Below are 19,618 nucleotides of genomic sequence, written 5' to 3'. Positions count from 1 at the left end.
CTCTTCTTTTTCATCTATATTTAATAGAACTATTAAGTTTTATAGATCTATAGTAATTTTTTTGATTTTGCTTACATCTACCGTGTCACTCATACGGTGTTGTTGTATTTTTTTGTTTAACTCTATAGTCATTTTGTCTTTATCATCATCGCCTAATTTGATGACAATTTTACCGTTATTTAAGCCATTTTCATATAATCCATATTCTTTGATAAGCTTTTGACGAAGTTTAAAGTCTAATTCTTTTAAAGAAACTTCTTCTTTAGTTATAGAAAAATCGTTTGAATCGACTCTAGAAGTCAATTCTCCACTTTTTCTATTAATAACGATATTAGGTTTTTTCACATGGTCGTAATATGAGCCTTTATTTGTTTTAGTGATACCACCTATGGATATAGTCTCGGCACTTCTGTCAGTTCCCTCTGGCACAACAAAGACATCTAATCCTTCGTAGTTCTTTGTTTTATCTTGATACTTTGATAAGTCATCACCATTTAATGTTACAGATAATTGAGTCTGATATGGTGTAACAAATATTAGTTTATTATCCTCGTTGTAACCCGTAATATTTTTGTATTCAAAACTTGATTTAGAATAATATGTTTTTAAATCTTGCGCTTCTTTATTGAATTGAATACTCCCCTCATTGGCGAATACAGCTGCATGACTTTGTATCCCAACACCAGTTGTTAAAATACCTACAGCCAAGCTGACTTTTATAATTGTGGATTTTTTCATGATGATTCTTCTCCTTCGTATGCTGTCATCTAAAGTGTGTCATTTAAGACTTTTTAATTATATAGAGATACTAGGGATTTTAGTATTAACCATTTTTTAAATAATTATTAACTTATGTTCTAAAAATTTAATAAGTTAAACCCCTATTTTAGTTTTGCAACTTAAAATAAGGGTTTCTTGATTATTTTATATTATATTTTATTGACCGTTATACGCTTTATTAATCATTTTATTAAAACGATTTTGGTGTGCTTCACTTAATGTATTTACTTTTTGTTGTGCAGCAATTCTGTCTTGATAACGGTGTGTGTCAACATATTGATTCACTAACGCTTCCGCTTCTCTTACATGATTACGTTTAATTGCACGTTTTTCACGTTCTGTATAACCAGATGTATCACTTTGACTTAGACCATACAAGTAGCCTGATTTTTGGAAAGTAGTAGATTCGTCAATATCAACTACATGACTTTCAGTGACAGTTTCCGTTTCAACAGTTGCTTGTTTCGGTTCCTCTGACTGACGTGCATTTGAATTCTCTTGTTGTAAAACTGTTGCCGCTACATGTTCAGTTTCAACCTGTGCACTATCCATTTGCGTTTCCATTTTATCACTTGTTTGTTCACCGTTAACAGTAGCTAAAGGTTTAAAATTACGGCCTTGAATCACTTCATATGTTGACTCATGTTTCATTTGTGGTGCAGCAGACATTGGTTTATGTACTGTTGTTTCAGTATAAACTGGAGGTTGTGGTTTTACTGTTTGTGGTGCTTCAATTTCCATGATGTTAAGTGATGGTTGTGTAACTTCTGAACGGTTAGATTGCGCTTGTACCTTAGCCGTTTTTTGTTTCAAGGCTCTAGGATGTCTAAGATTTTTATCTTTTTTAGCTTGTATTGCTTGTTCCTTAAGTTTTAATTTAATACTTGTATTATTTACGTTTTCATTTGTCAAAGCAGGTATCATAATAGGACGTGCTAAATTAATTTCCTCAAAAAATTCATCAATAATTGTTTCTAAATCTTCAACTTTTCTATCTAACATTCTTTTGTTTACAGGTCTTTTTTCTTCTCTTTCTTTTTCCAAATTGCCTATAGTCAAATCTAATTTATTATATAAATTTTGAACAGCATGACCATTTTTAAATGCTTGACCGAGCATCAAAATTTGATTTTCGAGTTCTTTTATCTTTATGTCCGCTTCATATTGTAAATCATCATTAAATAAATTTAATTCTTTATGAATTTTACTTACTCTTTCAATTTCTTCATCAAAAGTTTTTTTATTTTGAATTAACTCCTCATATATAGATTTGTATCTTTGATGAGTCAAACCTAAAGCGTCATTTAGCATATATCGTTTATTTTTAGCTTTATTTTCTATTTTTTTTTCTTCTTTTAAAAATTGATTCATTGCTTCCATTTCAGCCATAAAGCGTTGTTTATATTTTTTAACTGCCTCTGCATATTCAGGCTCGTCGTACTTTTCGTAACCAGAGATAGTTAGCCTATGAATAAGATCTTCTAAATGGTTTTTATACTGGTTTACTGATACCGATGAAGAATTGCTCCGCTCCATTATCGATAATGATTTCGATTTATATGGATTTTCTTCCCCAGAAACAATCGCAAATGCTTCACCTCCTACTAAAAAGTGTGAAGCGAGAACTGCACTTGCTGATAAAACAACTAACTTCTTTTTCATTAATTAATCTCCCTTAATATAAATAATTTATTCGCAAACAATAATTTAATCTCCCAATTATTTTTGTCGCGAATGTTGATTATATACTGGTTTAAAAATAAGAGAAATTAAATCAGGATTAATTAATCTTTAACAATTCTTAAGGCGTTTAACAATTGATTAATAAATGGTGTGCAAAACTTTGTTTTATATAATTTTAATCATATATATAGTGATTCAATTTCTTAATTATTTATTTAGTTGATAAGATTTAACTTTTTAATTGGATGTCATTTTTTAAATACATTACTTGTTTTATTTGGTTCAATCAGCATATCATATGAATTTGAAGACTTTTAAAATATTTCATTACTCAATGATAATATCACAATTTTTTAAATACTAGACATTTATAGAGAAATCTCCTAAAACCAATGCTTACGTTATGGCGTTCAGTCTGACTAAATTTCGGCACAAAAATAGCAATTAAGAAATTTTAAAGCATCATTTCTTAATTGCTATAAAGGTTTGAACATTATCCAATTCCAAAGATTTTAGTCACTAATTCTACACCATGTTGTACTGTTGCTACGATTGCTGCACCCATGCTTGTCCAGTCATGCCCGATTGCTGAAGTAACGATGTTTGTAATTGAATCAAATAATTCTTTCATTGATATGCACCTCCTCTATCTGTATAGTTTTATTTTAAATCATTTTTTTGATAATTTTATTTTCGTTTCTTAATTTAAAAGATACTCTTCTTAAGTGAAATAAAACAATAAAAAGCAACACGATAACGCATGCCTAAGTGTTGGGTAAGCATTTTATTTTGTATTTCATTTTCTATATGGTCTATCCTCTTCTCCTTTGATATATAAAAGCTACAGGCACTAATGAAAATATCTAATAGCGCCTGTAGCTTTTATTATTTTTAGTAGCCTTCTGTCCAAGATTTAACTACTTTAGCAGTGTGGTTTTGCCAATCTATTTCGTAAATTGTATTAAATGTTTTCGGATCATAGTTCTTTCTGTTATGACCTCTCCAGAAAAAACCATTCCATATAATTTCATAAAAGTCTGTTTCACGTTGATATGTCACTTTTAATTGTGTTTTTTTATGGTCATTTTTTTTATGAGTGAATACACTCAAAAATTCTGGGTTAAAATTACTACGTGCTAATAAAGGAATTTGATAGTCTGGGATAAAGTTTTGACCGGCATTCGCACTACTGTTTCTTTTCGCTAAAAATAATTCGTTACCATATGTGCCACCATTATCATCTGCATCTCTACCATATGGACCCCAGCCATTATTCATAATTTTATTCGCTTCAACACCCCAGCTGACTTGTTTGTAGTTTGTACCACTATTGATATATGTTCTATAATCTTCTTGTTTATAACTGATTGATTCAGAAAATGAATATTTTCCGTTTAAGCTACCTGTTGGATTATTAGAGATATTGATATCTCCACCGCCTCCGTAACTTAATGTATTTTGGACTTGAAAGCTATCAGTTTGATTTTTAGGTGCGTAATCAACAACCGTTGTTGAATCCCCTTTTAATGCATTTAAAGTAACATTATATTTACCGCCCCAAGGAAGAACAGAATAATTGTAATCGTTCGGATTTGGTCTTAAATAACCAGAATAAATATTACCTGATGCTTTAACAATCAGCGTATCTTTATTATAATTTTTATCTTCAATAAAATTTAAGTTTAAAATTTGTGATATATTAAATCGATCTGCATCTGCAGTAGCTGTTGTTTTAAAAATGGTTGTATTCGAGTCAGGTTTTTCCATTTTTACTGGCTGGAGGTCCTGGTTTGCAAATACATTTGTTGAAAGTAATAAGAATGCTGCTGAAGTGACGACTGTTGTTTTAATTAATTGATTTAATTTCATAATTAATTCTTACCTTTCACTTTTATTTCGTGTGTTTTCCAGTTAACTAGGTATTTAACTTTAAAATTACGATTAGTAAATGCATTATGTGTTCTACTTGTGTCAATGTAACTTGCATGAGATCCCGGAATATGTCTCCAAACACTTGTTACATCTAGATTTCTACCTAATGAAATTTCGATTTCTGAAGTTTCGCTTGTATCTTTATCATGTGAGATTGTAGTTAAGAATGATGGATTAAAGCCACTTAATACAAGCGGTGGCAATTGATTATCCGGTACAAAGAAATCTCTTGGCGTCTTACGTATAGAATTTCCACCGAAAAAGAGGTATTTATCATAGGCAGATATTTTATTGCCATCAATATTAAATTCATTTGCTTTGACGCCCCATGCTACATTTTTTGAGTTTTGGTTCTCTACTTCACTGACATAACTTGATTGGTTATAACTGATTGACTTCATATAGTTGACGGAGGCATTAATATTTAAAGAAGGATCCGGTTTAAATGTACCCCCAATCGCGTAACCTAATGTTTCTTTGACATCAATCGAATCTGTTTTGTTTTTTGGCAAGTAATTAATGATACTTGCGTTTTGGTCATTAACTTTCAATGCAATATTATATTGAAACGGCCAAAGCATTTGAGCCACATCTGGGAACTGACGATTTCTTTGATATCTTGTTTTGGATTTGATAAAACCTTGAGTTTTAATTATCAGAGCATCTTTGTTATATTTTGGATCTTTAATAAAATCAAATTGAATATTTTGAGTGACACCCCATTTGTTACTACTAATATCTTTCGTTCTTTTAATAACTTGCGCATTATCCCCAATGCTTTCGAAATTATCACTTGCTGCGAATACATTTTGTTGTTCGGCGACAATAAATGATGTAATTAAACTTAAGACAATTACCTTTTTTAAAAGTTTATTATTTTTCATTGTCTTCGCCCCGTTTCTAATAGTTATTTTTATTTCACTATTATCTTATCATCAAAGTACAAAAATATTTCTTAACTCACTATTAAATATTCATAAATAACAATAAACTAAAAACATTAATGGGAAATATTTTTAAAAACCCTTTAAAACCGCTCTTATCGAGCTTTGTTTTTATTAATATCTGTAAAAATTAACATTATTTATTATATACTAATAATTGTTTGGTTATTATTTCACAATATTAACAATTGTTTATTCCTTTATTCACTCCTCAATTAAATCAATGATATTTTTTTAATTCATCGATTTAACTAGTACTATTTTCCATACGACCTTTGTAAACAAATAATCAACACTGGTTTAAAAATTTTGATCGTGATTATTGTGTATGTAAGTAAAATATGAGTATATTAGATAAAATTACAAATCGGTAAATACATTTGACTTTATCTTGGATTATCAACTTTTACCATTTCAAATAACATTACAAAATATAGTCTTCTTTGTGATAAACAAAAACGCTTCCGTTATAATTGAAGAGTGAACAACTATACGAAAGCGCTTTTATTAAATTCTTTTGATTAAATAATTAAGCATTATAGATATGAGCTTCTATATGTTAAATAGGTTTTGAAGTTTGTTCTATCAACTTAGCGCTGTGATTTTGCCAATCAATTTCGTACACAGCAGTGAATGTTTTTACTTCATATCGTTTTTGATTTTGACCTGCCCAGAAAAATCCATTCCAATATATTTTATATAAATCTGTCTCGGTTTGATATGTAACTTTTAATTTTGTTTTTTGTTTATCGTCTTCTTTATGGGTTAAAACTCCTAAAAATTCCGGATTGAAGTTTCCACGTGATAATAAAGGCATTTGATATTCTGGGATAAAGTTCTCACCGGCATTACCGCTTTGATTTCTTGATTTTAAGAACAATTCATTACCAAAATTTCCACCGTTATCATCAGCATCACGGCTATATGGTCCCCAGCCATTGTTCATAATTTTATGCGCCTCTACTCCCCAGCCAACGTGTTTATTATTCGTTTTTCTATTAATAAGCGTTCTATAATTTTCTTGCTTATAACTAATAGTTTCTGAGAAAGAATATTTCCCATTTAAACTACCTGATGGATTATTAGAAATATTAATATCTCCGCCCCCACCATAACTGAGAGTTTCTTGAACTTGAAAACTTTCATTTTGATTTTTTGGTGCGTAATCAACAATAGTTGTAGAATCTCCGTTTTCCGCTGTTAATCCGACATTATATTGTCCACCCCAAAGCAAGAAGGATGAATAATAATCATTGGGATCAGGCTTTTGAAACCCTGAATGAATATTACCAGTAGCTTTGACAATCAATGTATCTTTGTCATAAGTTTTATCTTTAATGAAATTTAAATTTAATATTTGAGATATTTTATATTTATCAGAATCCGCAGTAGCTGTGGTTTTATAAATCGTTGTTTTATCATTAACCTTTTCTATTTTAACAGGTTGAATGGCCTCATCTGCAAAAGCGTGACTTGAAAGTAGCAGAAATGCTGTTGAAGTAAGGATTGTTGTTTTTATCATTTTATTTATTTTCATAGTTAATTCTGACCTTTCACTTTAATTTCATGCGTTTTCCAATTAATTTCATATTTAACTGTAAAATTACGATTCTTAAATGCACCGTGTGTTCTTTTAGCAACGTAGTAACTAGAATAAGGATGTGGCGTATGTTTCCAAACATTAGTAATATCCATATTTCTACCAAGTGAAATTTCTATTTCTGAAGTTTCACTCGTATTTTTATCATGTGAAACTGTTGTAAGGAAAGACGGATTAAAGCCGCTTAAAACAAGTGGTGGTAATTGGTTGTCTGGCACAAAATAGTCTCTGACTTTTTTATGAAATGTGTTTCCTCCGAAAAATAAATAGTCATCATAGGCAGAAACTCTTTTTCCATCTCTATAAAATTCGTTTGCCTTTATCGCCCAAGTCACATTCTTAGAATTTTGTTGTTCTACTTCACTTACATAGTTTGATTGATTGTAACTGATTGATTTTGTATAGTTAGAAGAACCATTTAGATTTAAAAATGGATCCGGCTTGAATGTCCCGCCTACTGTATATCCCAATGTTTCCTTAACATCTACCGAATCCGTTTTATTTTTTGGTAGATAATTAATAATATTTGTTTTATTATCGGCCAACTTTAGTGAAACATTGTATTGGAACGGCCAATACATTTGAGCGACATCTGGACGTTTATAATTTTTTTGATAGGTTGTTCGGGGCTTTATATAGCCTTGCGTTTTTATCACTAATGCATCCTTATCATATTTAGGATCTTCTATAAAATCAAATTGAATATTTTGAGTGACACCCCATCTGTTACTACTGATATCTTGTGTTCTTTTAATCACTTGTGCATTGTCCCCAATATCTTCAAAATCATTTGCTGCAAATACATCTTGTTGTTCAGCGACAATAAATGATGCGATTAAACTAAAAGCTGCTACACTTTTTAAAAGTCTATTATTCTTCATTGCCTTTGCCTCTTTTCTATAATTTTAGATTGCATTTTTATATTATCATTATTTTATACTAATATTTCTTAACTCATCCTTAAATATTTTGAAAAAAATAATTAACTAAAGTATTTTACAAAATATAGTTTACAAAACCTCATTATACCAATGTTTATGATAATAAAGTAAGATGCAACTTCATTATCTTCTATTATATTTAAATAGTTATTTGATAGATGATTCACAAATTTATTACGACTTTTCCATGCTTAAATCATCATTTTTATTGTTTAATCCTTATATTGAGATTTATACATTCTGACTAAATAGTCGTTTCCTTCAAATTAAAAAAGCACCAAAAAGTAAATGAACTTTTTAGTGCATTAGCGGAAAACAAGTCATCTAAATATCTTAAAGAGCGTCTCAAACGTTAGTAAAAGATGACATAAACAAGAAGAATCATATGAGATACATTAGTAAAGTACCGAAACAGATAGTAAAGTATTATTCAACAATAAAGACAAAAAATAACCGTCCCTACCTTTTATGGTGCACGTTAGTTTGGACGAGTATGATAGTTATTGTATAATCATTAAATTTTAGTATAAACCCAAAATAAAAAGTCCATACGACACACCATTAAATCAATAGTAGTGTAGTATGGACTACGTCAAACAAGTAACGGAGAGCAAGGGATTCGAACCCTCGAGACGCTTGTGGCGCCTACACACTTTCCAGGCGTGCTCCTTCGGCCAACTCGGACAACTCTCCACAATTAAATTAAAAAAATCAGAAGCGATATTTCACTTCTGATTATATGACTCCTACGGGACTCGAACCCGTGTTACCGCCGTGAAAGGGCGGTGTCTTAACCGCTTGACCAAGGAGCCATGGCTCCACAGGTAGGACTCGAACCTACGACCGATCGGTTAACAGCCGATAGCTCTACCACTGAGCTACTGTGGAATAACAATGGAGCGGGTGATGGGAATCGAACCCACAACATCAGCTTGGAAGGCTGAGGTTTTGCCATTAAACTACACCCGCAATCATACTAACGATATAGGCGGGTGATGGGAATCGAACCCACGAATGTCGGAACCACAATCCGATGCGTTAACCACTTCGCCACAACCGCCGTGATTTAAGAAGTGGTTCAGGACGGAATCGAACCGCCGACACAAGGATTTTCAGTCCTTTGCTCTACCGACTGAGCTACTGAACCATATTACAAATGGCGGTCCCGACGGGAATCGAACCCGCGATCTCCTGCGTGACAGGCAGGCGTGTTAAACCGCTCCACTACGGGACCTTAAAAATAATTGCGGGAGGCGGATTTGAACCACCGACCTTCGGGTTATGAGCCCGACGAGCTACCGAACTGCTCCATCCCGCGCTAATATTATTTCAAAACAACTTACTTATTTATCATACCAAATTGTTAATTTAATGTCAACAATTTTTTAATTTTTTTAAAAAATTGTTGATTTAAAATAATTGGAATTAATGACTCCTACGGGACTCGAACCCGTGTTACCGCCGTGAAAGGGCGGTGTCTTAACCGCTTGACCAAGGAGCCAAAAGAATAGAAATATTAACGACTTTTTAAGTATATAGTTTACGCTTAAAAACGTCAACGGCTTTCTTACAAAAATTTGTGTAATATCAACCCTTTTAAGTAAATCAATAAGTAAAGGGAGGAAGTAACACAGTCAAAACGATTTAATTTTACTATTCAGTGTATCATTTTTAGGATTTTTTACAAATCTAGAACTATAAAAATAACACTTCATCCAATCCTGATCGCTAAATGCTTTATTTGGGTGCTCATTTTAATCTTGGATCAACTAAAACTTTAATACTGAATGCATCCCTTGAGAATGAAATGCATGTCCCCCTTTTCCATAAAATAAAGACTCTCAAGGCGAATAAGAGTGCCTTGAGAGTAAATGGAATCTTAAACATGATTAGGAGAATACAAACATTATGTAGAAATAAAATGAATTCTACACCTAACATTATATTTAGGTTAACCTAATAATTCAAGCGATAACCCTTTATTTTCAGAATTTGTACAAATTTTAATCTATTAATCAAAATTTGTTAATATTTTTTTCTTTAAAAATAAGAAAGAGTCAAAGCCGTCTTGCTCACAAAAATGTCCGCCCTCTTCCTGTAAGTAATATTTGGCATCTAGCGCATCACATAAGCGCTTCGTTGCTTCATAAGGTACCACTGTGTCATTTTTAGCAGCGATACCGAATCTATGTAGTATTTTGTTTTGTAAATTTTCAAAGTCTACATCTTGTTGGACAAAAGGTTCGAGTTCAGGCATGTCAGAAATACCATCTTTAAAACCAGATACGATAGCTAGACTTCCAATATGATTAACATCTAAATCATTGAGAAATTTAAGCGTTGTAATAGCACCCAAACTGTGTGTTACGAAAATTGTATCACTATTCACTTCTGTTACATTTTCGTTCATATAATCTAACCATACATCAACTTTAGGATGGCTTGAATCAGGTAAATTCAAAATTTCTACTTCATGACCTTCCAATTCCAAAGATTGCTTTAACCAAGGAAACCAATGTTTGGTGGAATCTGCTTGATACCCATGAACAATATAAACTTTTGTCATTTTCAAAACTCCTTTTTTACTGCGCCAATAATAAATATCTTACCATGCGGATACGATATATTCACGTCTCAACGGTTGGGTAAGTAAAATGGTAGATGCGCCGTTGATGAATTCTGGTATAGTTACTTTGACGCTCACAGCATACATTTCAAACGATTTTTGTCATTTGATCACTATAAAATGACGCTTTGCAAATAAAAATAGGTGTAAATCACTAGAAAATGATAAACACCTCTCATTAAAAATTGATCAATTAAAATTAATCACAGGACAGCTATTAGGTATATTAAAACAATCCCCTAAATTTAAAAACAATCTTTAAACCAATCTCGGTAATAATTTAGAAACCACATCTTTTGCTTGTTGAATACAGTCAGGTAATCCTACCGCTTCAAAAGGTGCACCCGTAATTTGTAAATGTGGATAATTCTCATAAATATGTTGCTGTATTTCTTTGATTTTACCGATATGGCCCACATGGTATTGAGGACTCGCATAAGGCATTTTATTAACAATAGTAAAATCGGGTTCGCCATAAAATGTCATCATTTGTGATAAATCTTTTTTAGCTATAGCAACAAGTTCTTCATCCGATTTCTCATTAACAATGTTGTCACCTGGTTTACCAATATAAGCACGAATCAATACTTTACCTTCTGGTGTTGTGTGGGGCCATTTTTTTGTCGTCCAAGTACATGCCGTAATATCTGTTTGACTGGTTCTTGCAATAACAAAACCCGTACCATTGTATGTGTTTTTAATATTTTTTTCATCAAAAGCAAAGACTATAGTTGCCACTGAAGATGCTTGAAGTTGATAAAAATAATCAAATTTCGGATCACTACTAAACCAATCTCTAAACGATTGATGTGGTGTTGTTACAATAACGCCATCATAAAATACACGTTCTTCTTGCGCTAGTTCAACAAAGTAACCCTTTTGGGTTGCCACTAAATCATGAACTTTTGTTTCATACTCAAAATTCACATCTTGATTAACTAACCAGTTTTCTAGTTGATTAATAAAATCATTGAGACCCTTTTTAAATTGTTTGAACTGGCCTTGTGGTCCTTTTTGATTATGATGCGCAAGTTGTTGTCTTTCCTTTTTAACTTGTTGCATACCTTTAATAATACTTCCATGCTTTTCTTCTAAAGCTTTAAAATTAGGAAATGTACTCATTAAACTTAACTGATCAATATCTGTTCCATAAATACCACTTAAAAGCGGTTCAATTAAGTTTTCAAGCATTTCATCCCCTAATCTTGCTCTAAAAAAGTGGCCAACTGAAATATCATTTTCATCTTCCATTGCGATTGGTTTTAAAGAAAGATCTTTCAACGCACGAAGTTTTCCTTTAAATGAAATTAACTTTGTCAGCATAAAAGGCTTTAAGTCCGTTGGAACACCTAAAATAGAGCCTCCAGGTATGGGATATAGTTGATTATGCGCATAAATATAAGATTGACCTGTCTCATTAGTGACAATATCTTCATCTGACATACCGATTGATTTTGCTACTTCAGTCATAATGGTTTTGCGTCCCAAATATGACTCTGGCCCAAGTTCAATGGTATAGCCATCACGTTGCACTGTTTTAACTTTGCCCCCTGCGCGATTCGTTGCTTCATAAACAGTAATCTCGACTTGAGGATATTGCGTTTTAATAAAATATGCACTCGCTAATCCAGTAATACCCGCGCCAACGATTGCAACTTTTGTCATTTTTCATCACGCTTTCGAAAAGATATTTGAAATTTCATCCACAATTGCTCCAATAAATAGAGGATGTGTGTCTGGCATAGGTGGGCGGTGATATGTGGCTCCGACATCGTCACATACGACCTTGCATTCATAATCATTATCGTATAATACTTCTAAATGCTCAGCTACAAACCCTACTGGTGTATAAATAAAGTGTTGATAATGATTTTTTTCATAAAGACTTCTTGTTAAGTCTTGTACATCAGGCCCAAGCCAAGGCGTCCCCGTTTTACCTTCTGATTGCCATCCAACTGCAACATTTTGAATCAAAGATTGCGCTTTAATCAGTTTCGCTGTTTCATTTAATTCAAATGGATATGGATCGTTATTTTCTACAATCATTTTTTCAGGTAAGCTGTGCGCAGAAACGATAAGCACGGTTTGATCATGTGCTTCTTTAGGAATATTTTCTAAAGTTTCATTCACGCGCATTGTCCAATAATCAATAAATTTCGGTTGCGCATAATAATGATTTACATGTTGTAATTGAATACCATATTGGTCTGCTTTCTCTTGTGCACGGCGATTATAAGAAGCAATAGAAAAATTTGAAAAATGCGGCGCTAATACGACCGTTACTGCTTCTTTAATACCATCATTGTGCATTTTGTCAATGGCATCTTCAATATAAGGGTGAATGTGTTTTAAACCGATATATAACTTAAATGAAATATCATCATAGCTGTTGTTTAAAGCTTCTAGCAATGCTTCTGCTTGTCGTTCAGTTGTACCTGCTAACGGCGATAATCCCCCAATCGCCTCATAACGTGAAATCAAATCTTCCAACTCTTCATCTGACGGCTTTCTACCATGTCTGATATCAGTGTAATAGGGTTCAATATCACTTTTTTGATAAGGTGTCCCATAAGCCATCACTAATAAACCTATTTCCTTTTTCATCTTAATCCGTCCTTTATATACTCGATTCTCTTAATTTTGCTTCGTATAATCGTGAACAAACTGCGATACACGACGCAATGTGTCAGGTTTCACTTCAGGAAAAACACCATGCCCTAAATTAAATATATGGCGCCCATGAGCCATCCCTTGATCTAAAATCGGCTTCAATCGAGATTCAATGACAGGCCATGGTGCAAGTAAGACGCTAGGATCTAAATTACCTTGTACTGCCTTAGTCACACCTCGATTTTTCGCCTCATTGATAGTGATTCGCCAGTCTAAGCCCAATACATCAATTGGTAATGAATGCCAAGACTCAATAAGATGACTCGCACCCACTCCAAACATAATCACTGGTACATTGTAGGCTTTAATCCCTTTTAGCAATTTATCCATGCAAGGCTTAATGTAATAATCATAATCTGCTTGATTCAAGGCCCCTACCCAAGAATCAAAAACTTGAATGAGTTGTGCCCCAGCTTGAATCTGTGCACCTACATAAGTAATAGACATTTCTGTTAATACATCCATCAATTTAAACCAAGTTGCCTCATCGCTATACATTAATGCCTTAGTCAAATTATAATTTTTAGAAGGTCCGCCTTCTATCATATAACTTGCCAATGTGAATGGTGCACCTGTAAAGCCAATCAGTGGAACATTTAATTTTTCTTCTGTTAATAATTTAATAGTGTCTAATACGTAAGGAACATCTCGTTTAGGATCAACCTTTCCCAAGGCTTCTACATCAGACATCTTTCGGATTGGGTTGGCAATCACAGGGCCAATACCAGATTTAATATCTACATCCACACCCATTCCTTTTAAAGGTGTCATGATATCTTTATATAAAACAGCTGCATCTGTTTGATATTGCTCAACAGGAAGTGCTGTCACATATGCACAAAGTTCAGGTTGATGTGTAATCTCAAACAGTGAATATTTTTCTTTTAACTTTCGATATTCTGGTTGAGATCGCCCAGCTTGCCTCATAAACCATACAGGTGTATGCTGAACGGCGTCCCCCTTAATTGCGCGTAAAATTGTATCATTTTTCGTCGTACTCATATGTTCCTCCTTAAACAACGTCATTCTTCACTAATATATCACATTACGACTTAATTCCTTTACCAACTGGCTCAAATGTCATAAAAAATTTAAAACTACATTTCATTTGAAATCTTTTCGAGGATTTACATTCCTCATCAAATCGTGCGCATCTCAAACGTCAAATGGATGTGAATTGCAATATAACAAAATTCAATATTCATTATAAATTGAAAAATGATTTAAGATGAGATAAACTCGTTGAGTGGGAAATTGATTCAATATTATTGAAGCTTCATCAATGAAGACTCGAAATGTATTTTAAACGTGTATGTTTCATTTGTGTAAGGGGCTCGAGTTTTTAATAAAGCATTGATGTTGTAATGCTTTTAGTCATTGCTTTTTTGCGCGAAATAACACTTTTTCCACTAATCTTTAATAGTTTTTTAACCATGCATAAAATAGTGGTTATTTCAATGAGAACGGCTTATAATAAATGCAATAAGGAGGCGATCACCATGAAATTCTATATCACATACGGAACTTACGGATATTTACGCCAAATCCAACTTAACAATCAATCACATCAATTGCTTATTTTCTCAGGTGACGATCAATCCGTTATGATTGATGAAACAGAAAATGAGACCGTATTTCAACAACCTAAATCTTATCGCGTATTAACAAGATTAGGTACACTATCAGCTGATAACTTTCATGCGCTTATTTCTATCCCTACAACAGAGGATCATAAATATCAATTAGAAAATAAACTTGAAAATTATGTACCAAGCTTAGATTCAAGTGAGGGTTTTAATAGCTTTAGATTACTAAAACCTATTCACAGTAATATTTACAAAGTTTTCTTTGGTTTTACATCACGTCAAGCTTATGAAGATTTCAAAAAATCTTCGGCATTTCGTGAACACTTTTCAAAAGAAGGTGTTAGACCCCTTGCAGGATCTTCAAGTGCGCATGCTTCATATTTGGAACAATATTTCTATCCAATTAGTGAAGAGGATACAACTGAAGAATCATAAAAAGAAAAGTCATTTGATGCATGAATCATTTCATCCATGTCATCAAATGACTTTTTTAATCTTTTAATAAACTTTCTTGATATTTCAGCTTCTTGATTGTCGCGTTGACAGTTAAGTACCCTACTATAAAAAAGAGTATGAATAAGTAGAAATAGCTTACATTCAAAATGATATAAACGATGCTTAGTATAATACCAATAACCAAAACTGTGTGTTGCAGGAATTTTCGATAACCTTCAATCACATGCATCTCTGAAACAGGCCAAACTTGTGGCCATAAACTATACGCTTCTTGCTTGTAAAATTGTGACATTTGTAAAACAATAATATACATAGATAAACCGCCAATGATAGCACTCACAATTGGATGACTTAACCATATCATTAACGCAATAGCGATAATCACTAAGCGTAAAGTTAAATTAAATGCATCTCGCCCTCTTAAAAAGTTTCTTTTAAATAGAAATGGATACATTTGTTTGTCATTAAATGGCTTTGGCGTTTTCAAAAGAAAATCTAAATAACGTCTTCGAACAGCTTGCTCTTGTATCCCTTTGACATCGGTAAACATATTTACAAATTTATAATAATTAATTTGATGTTGATGGGCTTGTTTAATCATAAATTCCCATGGGAAATGACTTTTTTGATTTAAACGGTTAAATAACAATATCAATGCAAGTAAAATAACAATACTGCCTACCCCTTTAATATCAAAAGGCCCCAGAATTAAATAGTAACCTGAGAGATAGATTAAAAATAGTATAAATTGCACTGACCAATTCTCAAGTCGATATCGGTACCATTGCCATTTGATGATTAACCCTAATAGAGGAAATATAAAAGCCATTAGAACCACAAGTATAAAAGCGTGCATACGGTCTGGGTATACCGTGTGAACTAATGGATATGCAATGATAAGCAGAACGATTTGTAACGGTAAACGTGCCAAATAGCTGTATTGGATACTCTCCTTTATATATACACGCATTTGCTTTTCAAAAGGGAGTAAAAATAAACGGTCTGCATCTTTAAGTAATGTTTTTAAAGGAAATAAAGACGTAATTGATAATACGATTCCGATTATAAGTGCGTAATTGACATCTTTTGGTACATGTTTTAACCACTGACCATAGCCGAGTAGAAATGCACCAAACAAAATGAGTAGAAACACACTGAAATGACCATTAAAGATGAAGCGATTATAGTAATTTTTTTCAGCTCTAAGCGCTTTTAGTCTTTTTTGAAACAGTTCTTTTGCAGCTGTCATCATGAAACAGCCCCTTTTGTTACATGTATATAAATATCATCTAAAGTCGCCCCGGGCATGTCGGTTTGCTGACGTAATTCATCTAAGTCACCCATTGCAACGATTTCTCCATGATCCAATATAATGAAGCGATCACAATAACGTTCAGCAGTCGCTAAAATATGTGTACTCATCAATACGGTACGTCCCTCTTTTTTCTTAGATTCCATTAAATCAAGCATAGATTGAATTCCTAATGGATCCAGTCCTAAGAAAGGCTCATCAATAATATATAAATCTGGTTCTACAATAAACGCACAAATAATCATGACCTTTTGCTTCATTCCTTTAGAGAAATGACTTGGGAAAACAGATAACTGATCTTGCAAGCGAAAAGTCTTTAATAGTGGCTCTGCACGTTTCATTGCTTCATCATAATCGATGCCATAAGCCATTGCTGTCATTTCAATATGCTCTTTTAGCGTCAAAGCATCATAAATCACTGGCGCTTCTGGAATATAAGAAAGGTGTTGTCTATATGCATTAATGTCTTCTTTAATATCAATGCCAGAAATGGACATCTCCCCTTCTGTCGGTGTTAACAATCCTAACATATGTTTAATGGTTGTACTTTTACCAGCACCGTTTAATCCAATTAAACCAATAATTTCTCCATCTTTTAATTCAAAATTTATATTTTTAATCACAGGCTTCTTACCATAACCACCTGTTAAATGTTTTATATGCACAGTCATCAACTTGCACCTCCGTATTTTTTATTGTATCAAAAACAGCGTTATAATTGCTATTTAATCGTCGTTGTATAAAATCGTTACATCAAAAGATACACATGCTATAATAATAATTAAATGAAGAAACGGGGGTACACAATATGACAAAAACAATTTTTTCTCAAATCATCGATGGGGAGATCCCAAGTTTTAAAGTGTATGAAAATGACTATGTTTATGCTTTTTTAGACATTTCTCAAGTCACTAAAGGTCATACTTTACTTGTTCCTAAAAAGCCATCTCCTAATATCTACGAAACAGATGCTGAAACGATGAAGCATATTGGTGAGGCATTGCCTATTGTAGCCAATGCAATTAAAGCAGCATTCAGTCCAGATGGTTTAAATATTATTCAAAATAACGGTGAATACGCTTCACAGTCTGTTTTCCACCTTCATTTCCATTTGATACCTCGTTATGAAAATGATATTGATGGCTTTGGTTATCAGTGGGATACACACGAAGACACAATAGATGATACTCAAAAAGCAGCATTAGCTAAAGAAATTACCGCCCACATTTAATATGAATATTTTGCGTTCTATCGCTTAATTTCATTAGAATTGGGTATAGATATAAGAAAAACATTCGAGGAGGAAAACTATGAAAGCCGTTCGAATCACACTCGGTGTTGTAGCCGGAGTCGCAACAGGATTAGGCGTTGCATTGATTAAAAAAGATGGTCAAACACGTATTGCGAATCCTAGACCTGAACGCCCTAAAACTGAATTAGAGCAAGAAGTGGATACAATAAAACAAAGTGTCAATGATATCGTAAACTATGTGACACAAATAAAAACTGAAAGTCAAAGTTTTGCTTCTTCTATTGGAGACGAAGTAAAAACGATGATTGGCGAATTCCAAGCGGATATTGACCCTAATGTGAAACGCATCCAAACACATATCGAAAATTTACAAAATCGTGGACAAGAAATTACAAATTTTCCAACAAAAAAATAAATTTTTAGTGTGTGATTGTGCATTATTCGATATAATATTTTTAAGCATGATACTTTAAGGTATCATGCTTTTTTACAGTCTGAGAAAGGAGCAACTCATCATGAAACACAAACAACAACAAATTGAAGGGATGCTTTACACACATAAAATCGCTATGCTTTCTAAAGTGCTTTGGAAAAATGCAGAAAGCGATTGGCAAGCATGGTTGAGAAAGTCAGACATCACTATGAATGAACACTTAATTCTTTTGACAATATATGCCTTTGAACGTGCTACAATTTCTGACATATCTAAATATGGCGTGATGCATGTTTCAACAGCATTCAACTTTGCTAAGCGTTTAGAACAACAAGAATTACTTTCACTTAAAAAAGATACAAGTGACAAAAGAAATACTTTTATAGTATTAACAGAAAAGGGAAAGCAACTTGTTGAAGAGATATTTGATCAATATGATGAAAGTAAAAATCATATTTATAATGTTTCCAAACAATATAAGGATGAAATGTTTCACCTTCCAAACTTTAGCGATGCCCATTACCTTGTATCTAAATTGCAAGGCAAAGAATTCATAGATGACGTTAATTTGTGTCAAGAAAATTTACGGAAAAATTTGCTTGACGAACAGTAAATTCAGGTAGATAATACCTTATATTACTGATGCAGAGGAGTATCCAAATGTTAAACTGTTTGCGTTCAATTGATATACATTCTAGATTTGGTTTACCTAGAATTGCCTTCATAAGTTTTGTAACAGTGGTTATCACTTTTTTTATAAGTTTTGAAGTGTTTCATTATTATTCAAATGTACCTTTTACAGATCAAAATTTTATAGTGTTTATTGTCTTAATGTTACTTATATACCCACTTCATAAACTGATTCATATTGTGACGGTGTTACCCTATTTCAAGCACCTAAAAACTTATAAGTTAATTCGTAAATCATGGATACCTTTATATAATATCTTTTTAGATAAACCGGTACGTAAATTCTATTTTTGTATTTGCTTATTGATGCCGCTTATCGTTATTACTATAAGTTGTATCTTAATTGCACGCGCATTTCCAGAATATGGCCATTACTTTATGTTTTTACTGGCACTTAACGCTGGCTATTCTGTAATGGATATTCTTTACCTCAAAGTGATATTATTTTCGCATCAAGGTCATTATGTCGAGGAGCATAGTAACGGTTTTGTACTATTAGAACATAATTATCATTCATAATTAACGAGAGTTTAAAAACAATCGTTCTGAACATCAAAGCCATCAAATTGTTAATCGATTTGATGGCTTTGACTTTGTTTTTTAAGCATTTTGTAAGAAGAGTTCCTTCAATTGAATCATTTGAGCAACTGAATCATTAACGCCAAAAACGACATTTCCACCCTATTCTTCTCTATTCTATAATAAAAAAATTC

Annotated in this window: 18 protein-coding genes and 9 tRNA genes; 5 read left to right on the top strand and 22 right to left on the bottom strand. The window is 32.7% G+C overall.

Annotated features, from left to right (window positions below):
• Nucleotides 1-39: 39 nt before the first annotated feature.
• The 20 genes from KM149_RS05020 to hemE all read right to left on the bottom strand — a co-directional run bounded on the left by KM149_RS05020 (nucleotide 40) and on the right by hemE (nucleotide 14,178).
• The gene (locus KM149_RS05020; RefSeq protein ID WP_214972267.1) at nucleotides 40-738 is read right to left on the bottom strand and encodes an exotoxin beta-grasp domain-containing protein; all 699 of its coding nucleotides are present in this window, start codon (nucleotides 736-738) and stop codon (nucleotides 40-42) included.
• Between the two features lie 198 nt (nucleotides 739-936).
• Nucleotides 937-2,442 (bottom strand): coagulase domain-containing protein, encoded by a 1,506-nt coding sequence (locus tag KM149_RS05015; RefSeq protein WP_214972270.1) that lies wholly within the window; start codon nucleotides 2,440-2,442, stop codon nucleotides 937-939.
• Nucleotides 2,443-2,956: 514 nt separating this feature from the next.
• On the bottom strand, nucleotides 2,957-3,094 hold the full coding sequence (locus KM149_RS05010; protein WP_050330608.1) for a beta-class phenol-soluble modulin: 138 nt from the start codon (nucleotides 3,092-3,094) through the stop codon (nucleotides 2,957-2,959).
• Between the two features lie 260 nt (nucleotides 3,095-3,354).
• Nucleotides 3,355-4,332, bottom strand: coding sequence for a beta-channel forming cytolysin (locus KM149_RS05005; protein ID WP_214972273.1), 978 nt, complete (start codon nucleotides 4,330-4,332; stop codon nucleotides 3,355-3,357).
• 2 nt (nucleotides 4,333-4,334) lie between these two features.
• The gene (locus tag KM149_RS05000; protein WP_214972276.1) at nucleotides 4,335-5,279 is read right to left on the bottom strand and encodes a beta-channel forming cytolysin; all 945 of its coding nucleotides are present in this window, start codon (nucleotides 5,277-5,279) and stop codon (nucleotides 4,335-4,337) included.
• Nucleotides 5,280-5,898: 619 nt separating this feature from the next.
• Nucleotides 5,899-6,876 (bottom strand): beta-channel forming cytolysin, encoded by a 978-nt coding sequence (locus KM149_RS04995; RefSeq protein WP_165545901.1) that lies wholly within the window; start codon nucleotides 6,874-6,876, stop codon nucleotides 5,899-5,901.
• A gap of 2 nt (nucleotides 6,877-6,878) precedes the next feature.
• Nucleotides 6,879-7,820: a beta-channel forming cytolysin gene (locus tag KM149_RS04990; protein ID WP_182281415.1), complete on the bottom strand. Its 942-nt coding sequence runs from the start codon at nucleotides 7,818-7,820 to the stop codon at nucleotides 6,879-6,881.
• A 664-nt stretch (nucleotides 7,821-8,484) separates the two neighbouring features.
• Nucleotides 8,485-8,573, bottom strand: a tRNA-Ser gene (locus KM149_RS04985).
• A gap of 47 nt (nucleotides 8,574-8,620) precedes the next feature.
• Nucleotides 8,621-8,692, bottom strand: a tRNA-Glu gene (locus KM149_RS04980).
• A gap of 1 nt (nucleotide 8,693) precedes the next feature.
• Nucleotides 8,694-8,768, bottom strand: a tRNA-Asn gene (locus KM149_RS04975).
• Between the two features lie 7 nt (nucleotides 8,769-8,775).
• Nucleotides 8,776-8,849 (bottom strand) — tRNA-Gly (locus tag KM149_RS04970).
• Between the two features lie 17 nt (nucleotides 8,850-8,866).
• A tRNA-His gene (locus KM149_RS04965) sits at nucleotides 8,867-8,941 on the bottom strand.
• Nucleotides 8,942-8,954: 13 nt separating this feature from the next.
• Nucleotides 8,955-9,027 (bottom strand) — tRNA-Phe (locus tag KM149_RS04960).
• Between the two features lie 10 nt (nucleotides 9,028-9,037).
• Nucleotides 9,038-9,114 (bottom strand) — tRNA-Asp (locus tag KM149_RS04955).
• 10 nt (nucleotides 9,115-9,124) lie between these two features.
• Nucleotides 9,125-9,198, bottom strand: a tRNA-Met gene (locus tag KM149_RS04950).
• A gap of 111 nt (nucleotides 9,199-9,309) precedes the next feature.
• Nucleotides 9,310-9,381: transfer RNA gene (locus tag KM149_RS04945), tRNA-Glu, on the bottom strand.
• A gap of 510 nt (nucleotides 9,382-9,891) precedes the next feature.
• Entirely contained in the window at nucleotides 9,892-10,446 is a 555-nt protein-coding gene (locus tag KM149_RS04940; protein ID WP_214972279.1) for an RBBP9/YdeN family alpha/beta hydrolase, read from the bottom strand.
• Between the two features lie 318 nt (nucleotides 10,447-10,764).
• Nucleotides 10,765-12,171: a protoporphyrinogen oxidase gene (hemY, locus tag KM149_RS04935; protein WP_182280798.1), complete on the bottom strand. Its 1,407-nt coding sequence runs from the start codon at nucleotides 12,169-12,171 to the stop codon at nucleotides 10,765-10,767.
• 6 nt (nucleotides 12,172-12,177) lie between these two features.
• Complete coding sequence (gene hemH, locus KM149_RS04930; protein ID WP_050330601.1) at nucleotides 12,178-13,110, bottom strand: ferrochelatase; 933 nt, start codon at nucleotides 13,108-13,110, stop codon at nucleotides 12,178-12,180.
• A gap of 30 nt (nucleotides 13,111-13,140) precedes the next feature.
• Nucleotides 13,141-14,178 carry a uroporphyrinogen decarboxylase gene (gene hemE, locus KM149_RS04925; RefSeq protein ID WP_214972283.1) on the bottom strand — a complete coding sequence of 346 codons (1,038 nt, stop codon included), beginning with the start codon at nucleotides 14,176-14,178 and terminating at the stop codon, nucleotides 13,141-13,143.
• A gap of 497 nt (nucleotides 14,179-14,675) precedes the next feature.
• Here hemE and KM149_RS04920 point away from each other — a divergent pair, with 497 nt between their 5' ends.
• Nucleotides 14,676-15,197: an antibiotic biosynthesis monooxygenase family protein gene (locus tag KM149_RS04920; protein WP_060829713.1), complete on the top strand. Its 522-nt coding sequence runs from the start codon at nucleotides 14,676-14,678 to the stop codon at nucleotides 15,195-15,197.
• Between the two features lie 55 nt (nucleotides 15,198-15,252).
• Here the strand turns inward: KM149_RS04920 and ecsB are convergent, their stop codons facing one another.
• Both ecsB and ecsA read right to left on the bottom strand, forming a co-directional pair.
• On the bottom strand, nucleotides 15,253-16,470 hold the full coding sequence (ecsB, locus tag KM149_RS04915) for an ABC transporter permease EcsB (protein ID WP_425353686.1): 1,218 nt from the start codon (nucleotides 16,468-16,470) through the stop codon (nucleotides 15,253-15,255).
• Complete coding sequence (gene ecsA, locus KM149_RS04910) at nucleotides 16,467-17,201, bottom strand: ABC transporter ATP-binding protein EcsA (protein ID WP_165546249.1); 735 nt, start codon at nucleotides 17,199-17,201, stop codon at nucleotides 16,467-16,469. Before ecsA ends, ecsB begins: the two co-directional genes overlap by 4 nt.
• Nucleotides 17,202-17,338: 137 nt before the next feature.
• Between ecsA and KM149_RS04905 the strand changes: the two genes are divergently transcribed.
• The 4 genes from KM149_RS04905 to KM149_RS04890 all read left to right on the top strand — a co-directional run bounded on the left by KM149_RS04905 (nucleotide 17,339) and on the right by KM149_RS04890 (nucleotide 19,424).
• Nucleotides 17,339-17,761 (top strand): HIT family protein, encoded by a 423-nt coding sequence (locus KM149_RS04905; protein WP_182280803.1) that lies wholly within the window; start codon nucleotides 17,339-17,341, stop codon nucleotides 17,759-17,761.
• Between the two features lie 79 nt (nucleotides 17,762-17,840).
• Nucleotides 17,841-18,197, top strand: a complete 357-nt coding sequence (locus KM149_RS04900) for a YtxH domain-containing protein (protein ID WP_016425444.1) — start codon at nucleotides 17,841-17,843, stop codon at nucleotides 18,195-18,197.
• Nucleotides 18,198-18,297: 100 nt separating this feature from the next.
• Complete coding sequence (locus KM149_RS04895; RefSeq protein ID WP_165546248.1) at nucleotides 18,298-18,828, top strand: HTH-type transcriptional regulator Hpr; 531 nt, start codon at nucleotides 18,298-18,300, stop codon at nucleotides 18,826-18,828.
• 47 nt (nucleotides 18,829-18,875) lie between these two features.
• Nucleotides 18,876-19,424 carry a DUF3267 domain-containing protein gene (locus tag KM149_RS04890; RefSeq protein ID WP_165546247.1) on the top strand — a complete coding sequence of 183 codons (549 nt, stop codon included), beginning with the start codon at nucleotides 18,876-18,878 and terminating at the stop codon, nucleotides 19,422-19,424.
• The last annotated feature ends 194 nt before the right edge of the window (nucleotides 19,425-19,618 follow it).

Origin of the sequence: Staphylococcus coagulans (assembly GCF_022557135.1) — a bacterium.
Taxonomy (GTDB): domain Bacteria; phylum Bacillota; class Bacilli; order Staphylococcales; family Staphylococcaceae; genus Staphylococcus; species Staphylococcus coagulans.
This window is presented reverse-complemented; position numbering and strand designations above follow the sequence as displayed.

Excerpts from the sequence above, each read along its gene's own strand:
- KM149_RS04905 (WP_182280803.1), top strand. The coding sequence starts at position 17,339 with ATGACAAAAACAATTTTTTCTCAAATCATCGATGGGGAGATCCCAAGT.
- KM149_RS05015 (WP_214972270.1), bottom strand. The coding sequence starts at position 2,442 with ATGAAAAAGAAGTTAGTTGTTTTATCAGCAAGTGCAGTTCTCGCTTCA.
- ecsB (WP_425353686.1), bottom strand. The coding sequence starts at position 16,470 with ATGATGACAGCTGCAAAAGAACTGTTTCAAAAAAGACTAAAAGCGCTT.
- hemE (WP_214972283.1), bottom strand. The coding sequence starts at position 14,178 with ATGAGTACGACGAAAAATGATACAATTTTACGCGCAATTAAGGGGGAC.
- KM149_RS04900 (WP_016425444.1), top strand. The coding sequence starts at position 17,841 with ATGAAAGCCGTTCGAATCACACTCGGTGTTGTAGCCGGAGTCGCAACA.
- KM149_RS04920 (WP_060829713.1), top strand. The coding sequence starts at position 14,676 with ATGAAATTCTATATCACATACGGAACTTACGGATATTTACGCCAAATC.
- KM149_RS04995 (WP_165545901.1), bottom strand. The coding sequence starts at position 6,876 with ATGAAAATAAATAAAATGATAAAAACAACAATCCTTACTTCAACAGCA.
- KM149_RS05000 (WP_214972276.1), bottom strand. The coding sequence starts at position 5,279 with ATGAAAAATAATAAACTTTTAAAAAAGGTAATTGTCTTAAGTTTAATT.
- hemH (WP_050330601.1), bottom strand. The coding sequence starts at position 13,110 with ATGAAAAAGGAAATAGGTTTATTAGTGATGGCTTATGGGACACCTTAT.
- hemY (WP_182280798.1), bottom strand. The coding sequence starts at position 12,171 with ATGACAAAAGTTGCAATCGTTGGCGCGGGTATTACTGGATTAGCGAGT.
- KM149_RS04990 (WP_182281415.1), bottom strand. The coding sequence starts at position 7,820 with ATGAAGAATAATAGACTTTTAAAAAGTGTAGCAGCTTTTAGTTTAATC.
- ecsA (WP_165546249.1), bottom strand. The coding sequence starts at position 17,201 with ATGACTGTGCATATAAAACATTTAACAGGTGGTTATGGTAAGAAGCCT.
- KM149_RS04895 (WP_165546248.1), top strand. The coding sequence starts at position 18,298 with ATGAAACACAAACAACAACAAATTGAAGGGATGCTTTACACACATAAA.
- KM149_RS05005 (WP_214972273.1), bottom strand. The coding sequence starts at position 4,332 with ATGAAATTAAATCAATTAATTAAAACAACAGTCGTCACTTCAGCAGCA.
- KM149_RS04890 (WP_165546247.1), top strand. The coding sequence starts at position 18,876 with ATGTTAAACTGTTTGCGTTCAATTGATATACATTCTAGATTTGGTTTA.
- KM149_RS04940 (WP_214972279.1), bottom strand. The coding sequence starts at position 10,446 with ATGACAAAAGTTTATATTGTTCATGGGTATCAAGCAGATTCCACCAAA.
- KM149_RS05010 (WP_050330608.1), bottom strand. The coding sequence starts at position 3,094 with ATGAAAGAATTATTTGATTCAATTACAAACATCGTTACTTCAGCAATC.
- KM149_RS05020 (WP_214972267.1), bottom strand. The coding sequence starts at position 738 with ATGAAAAAATCCACAATTATAAAAGTCAGCTTGGCTGTAGGTATTTTA.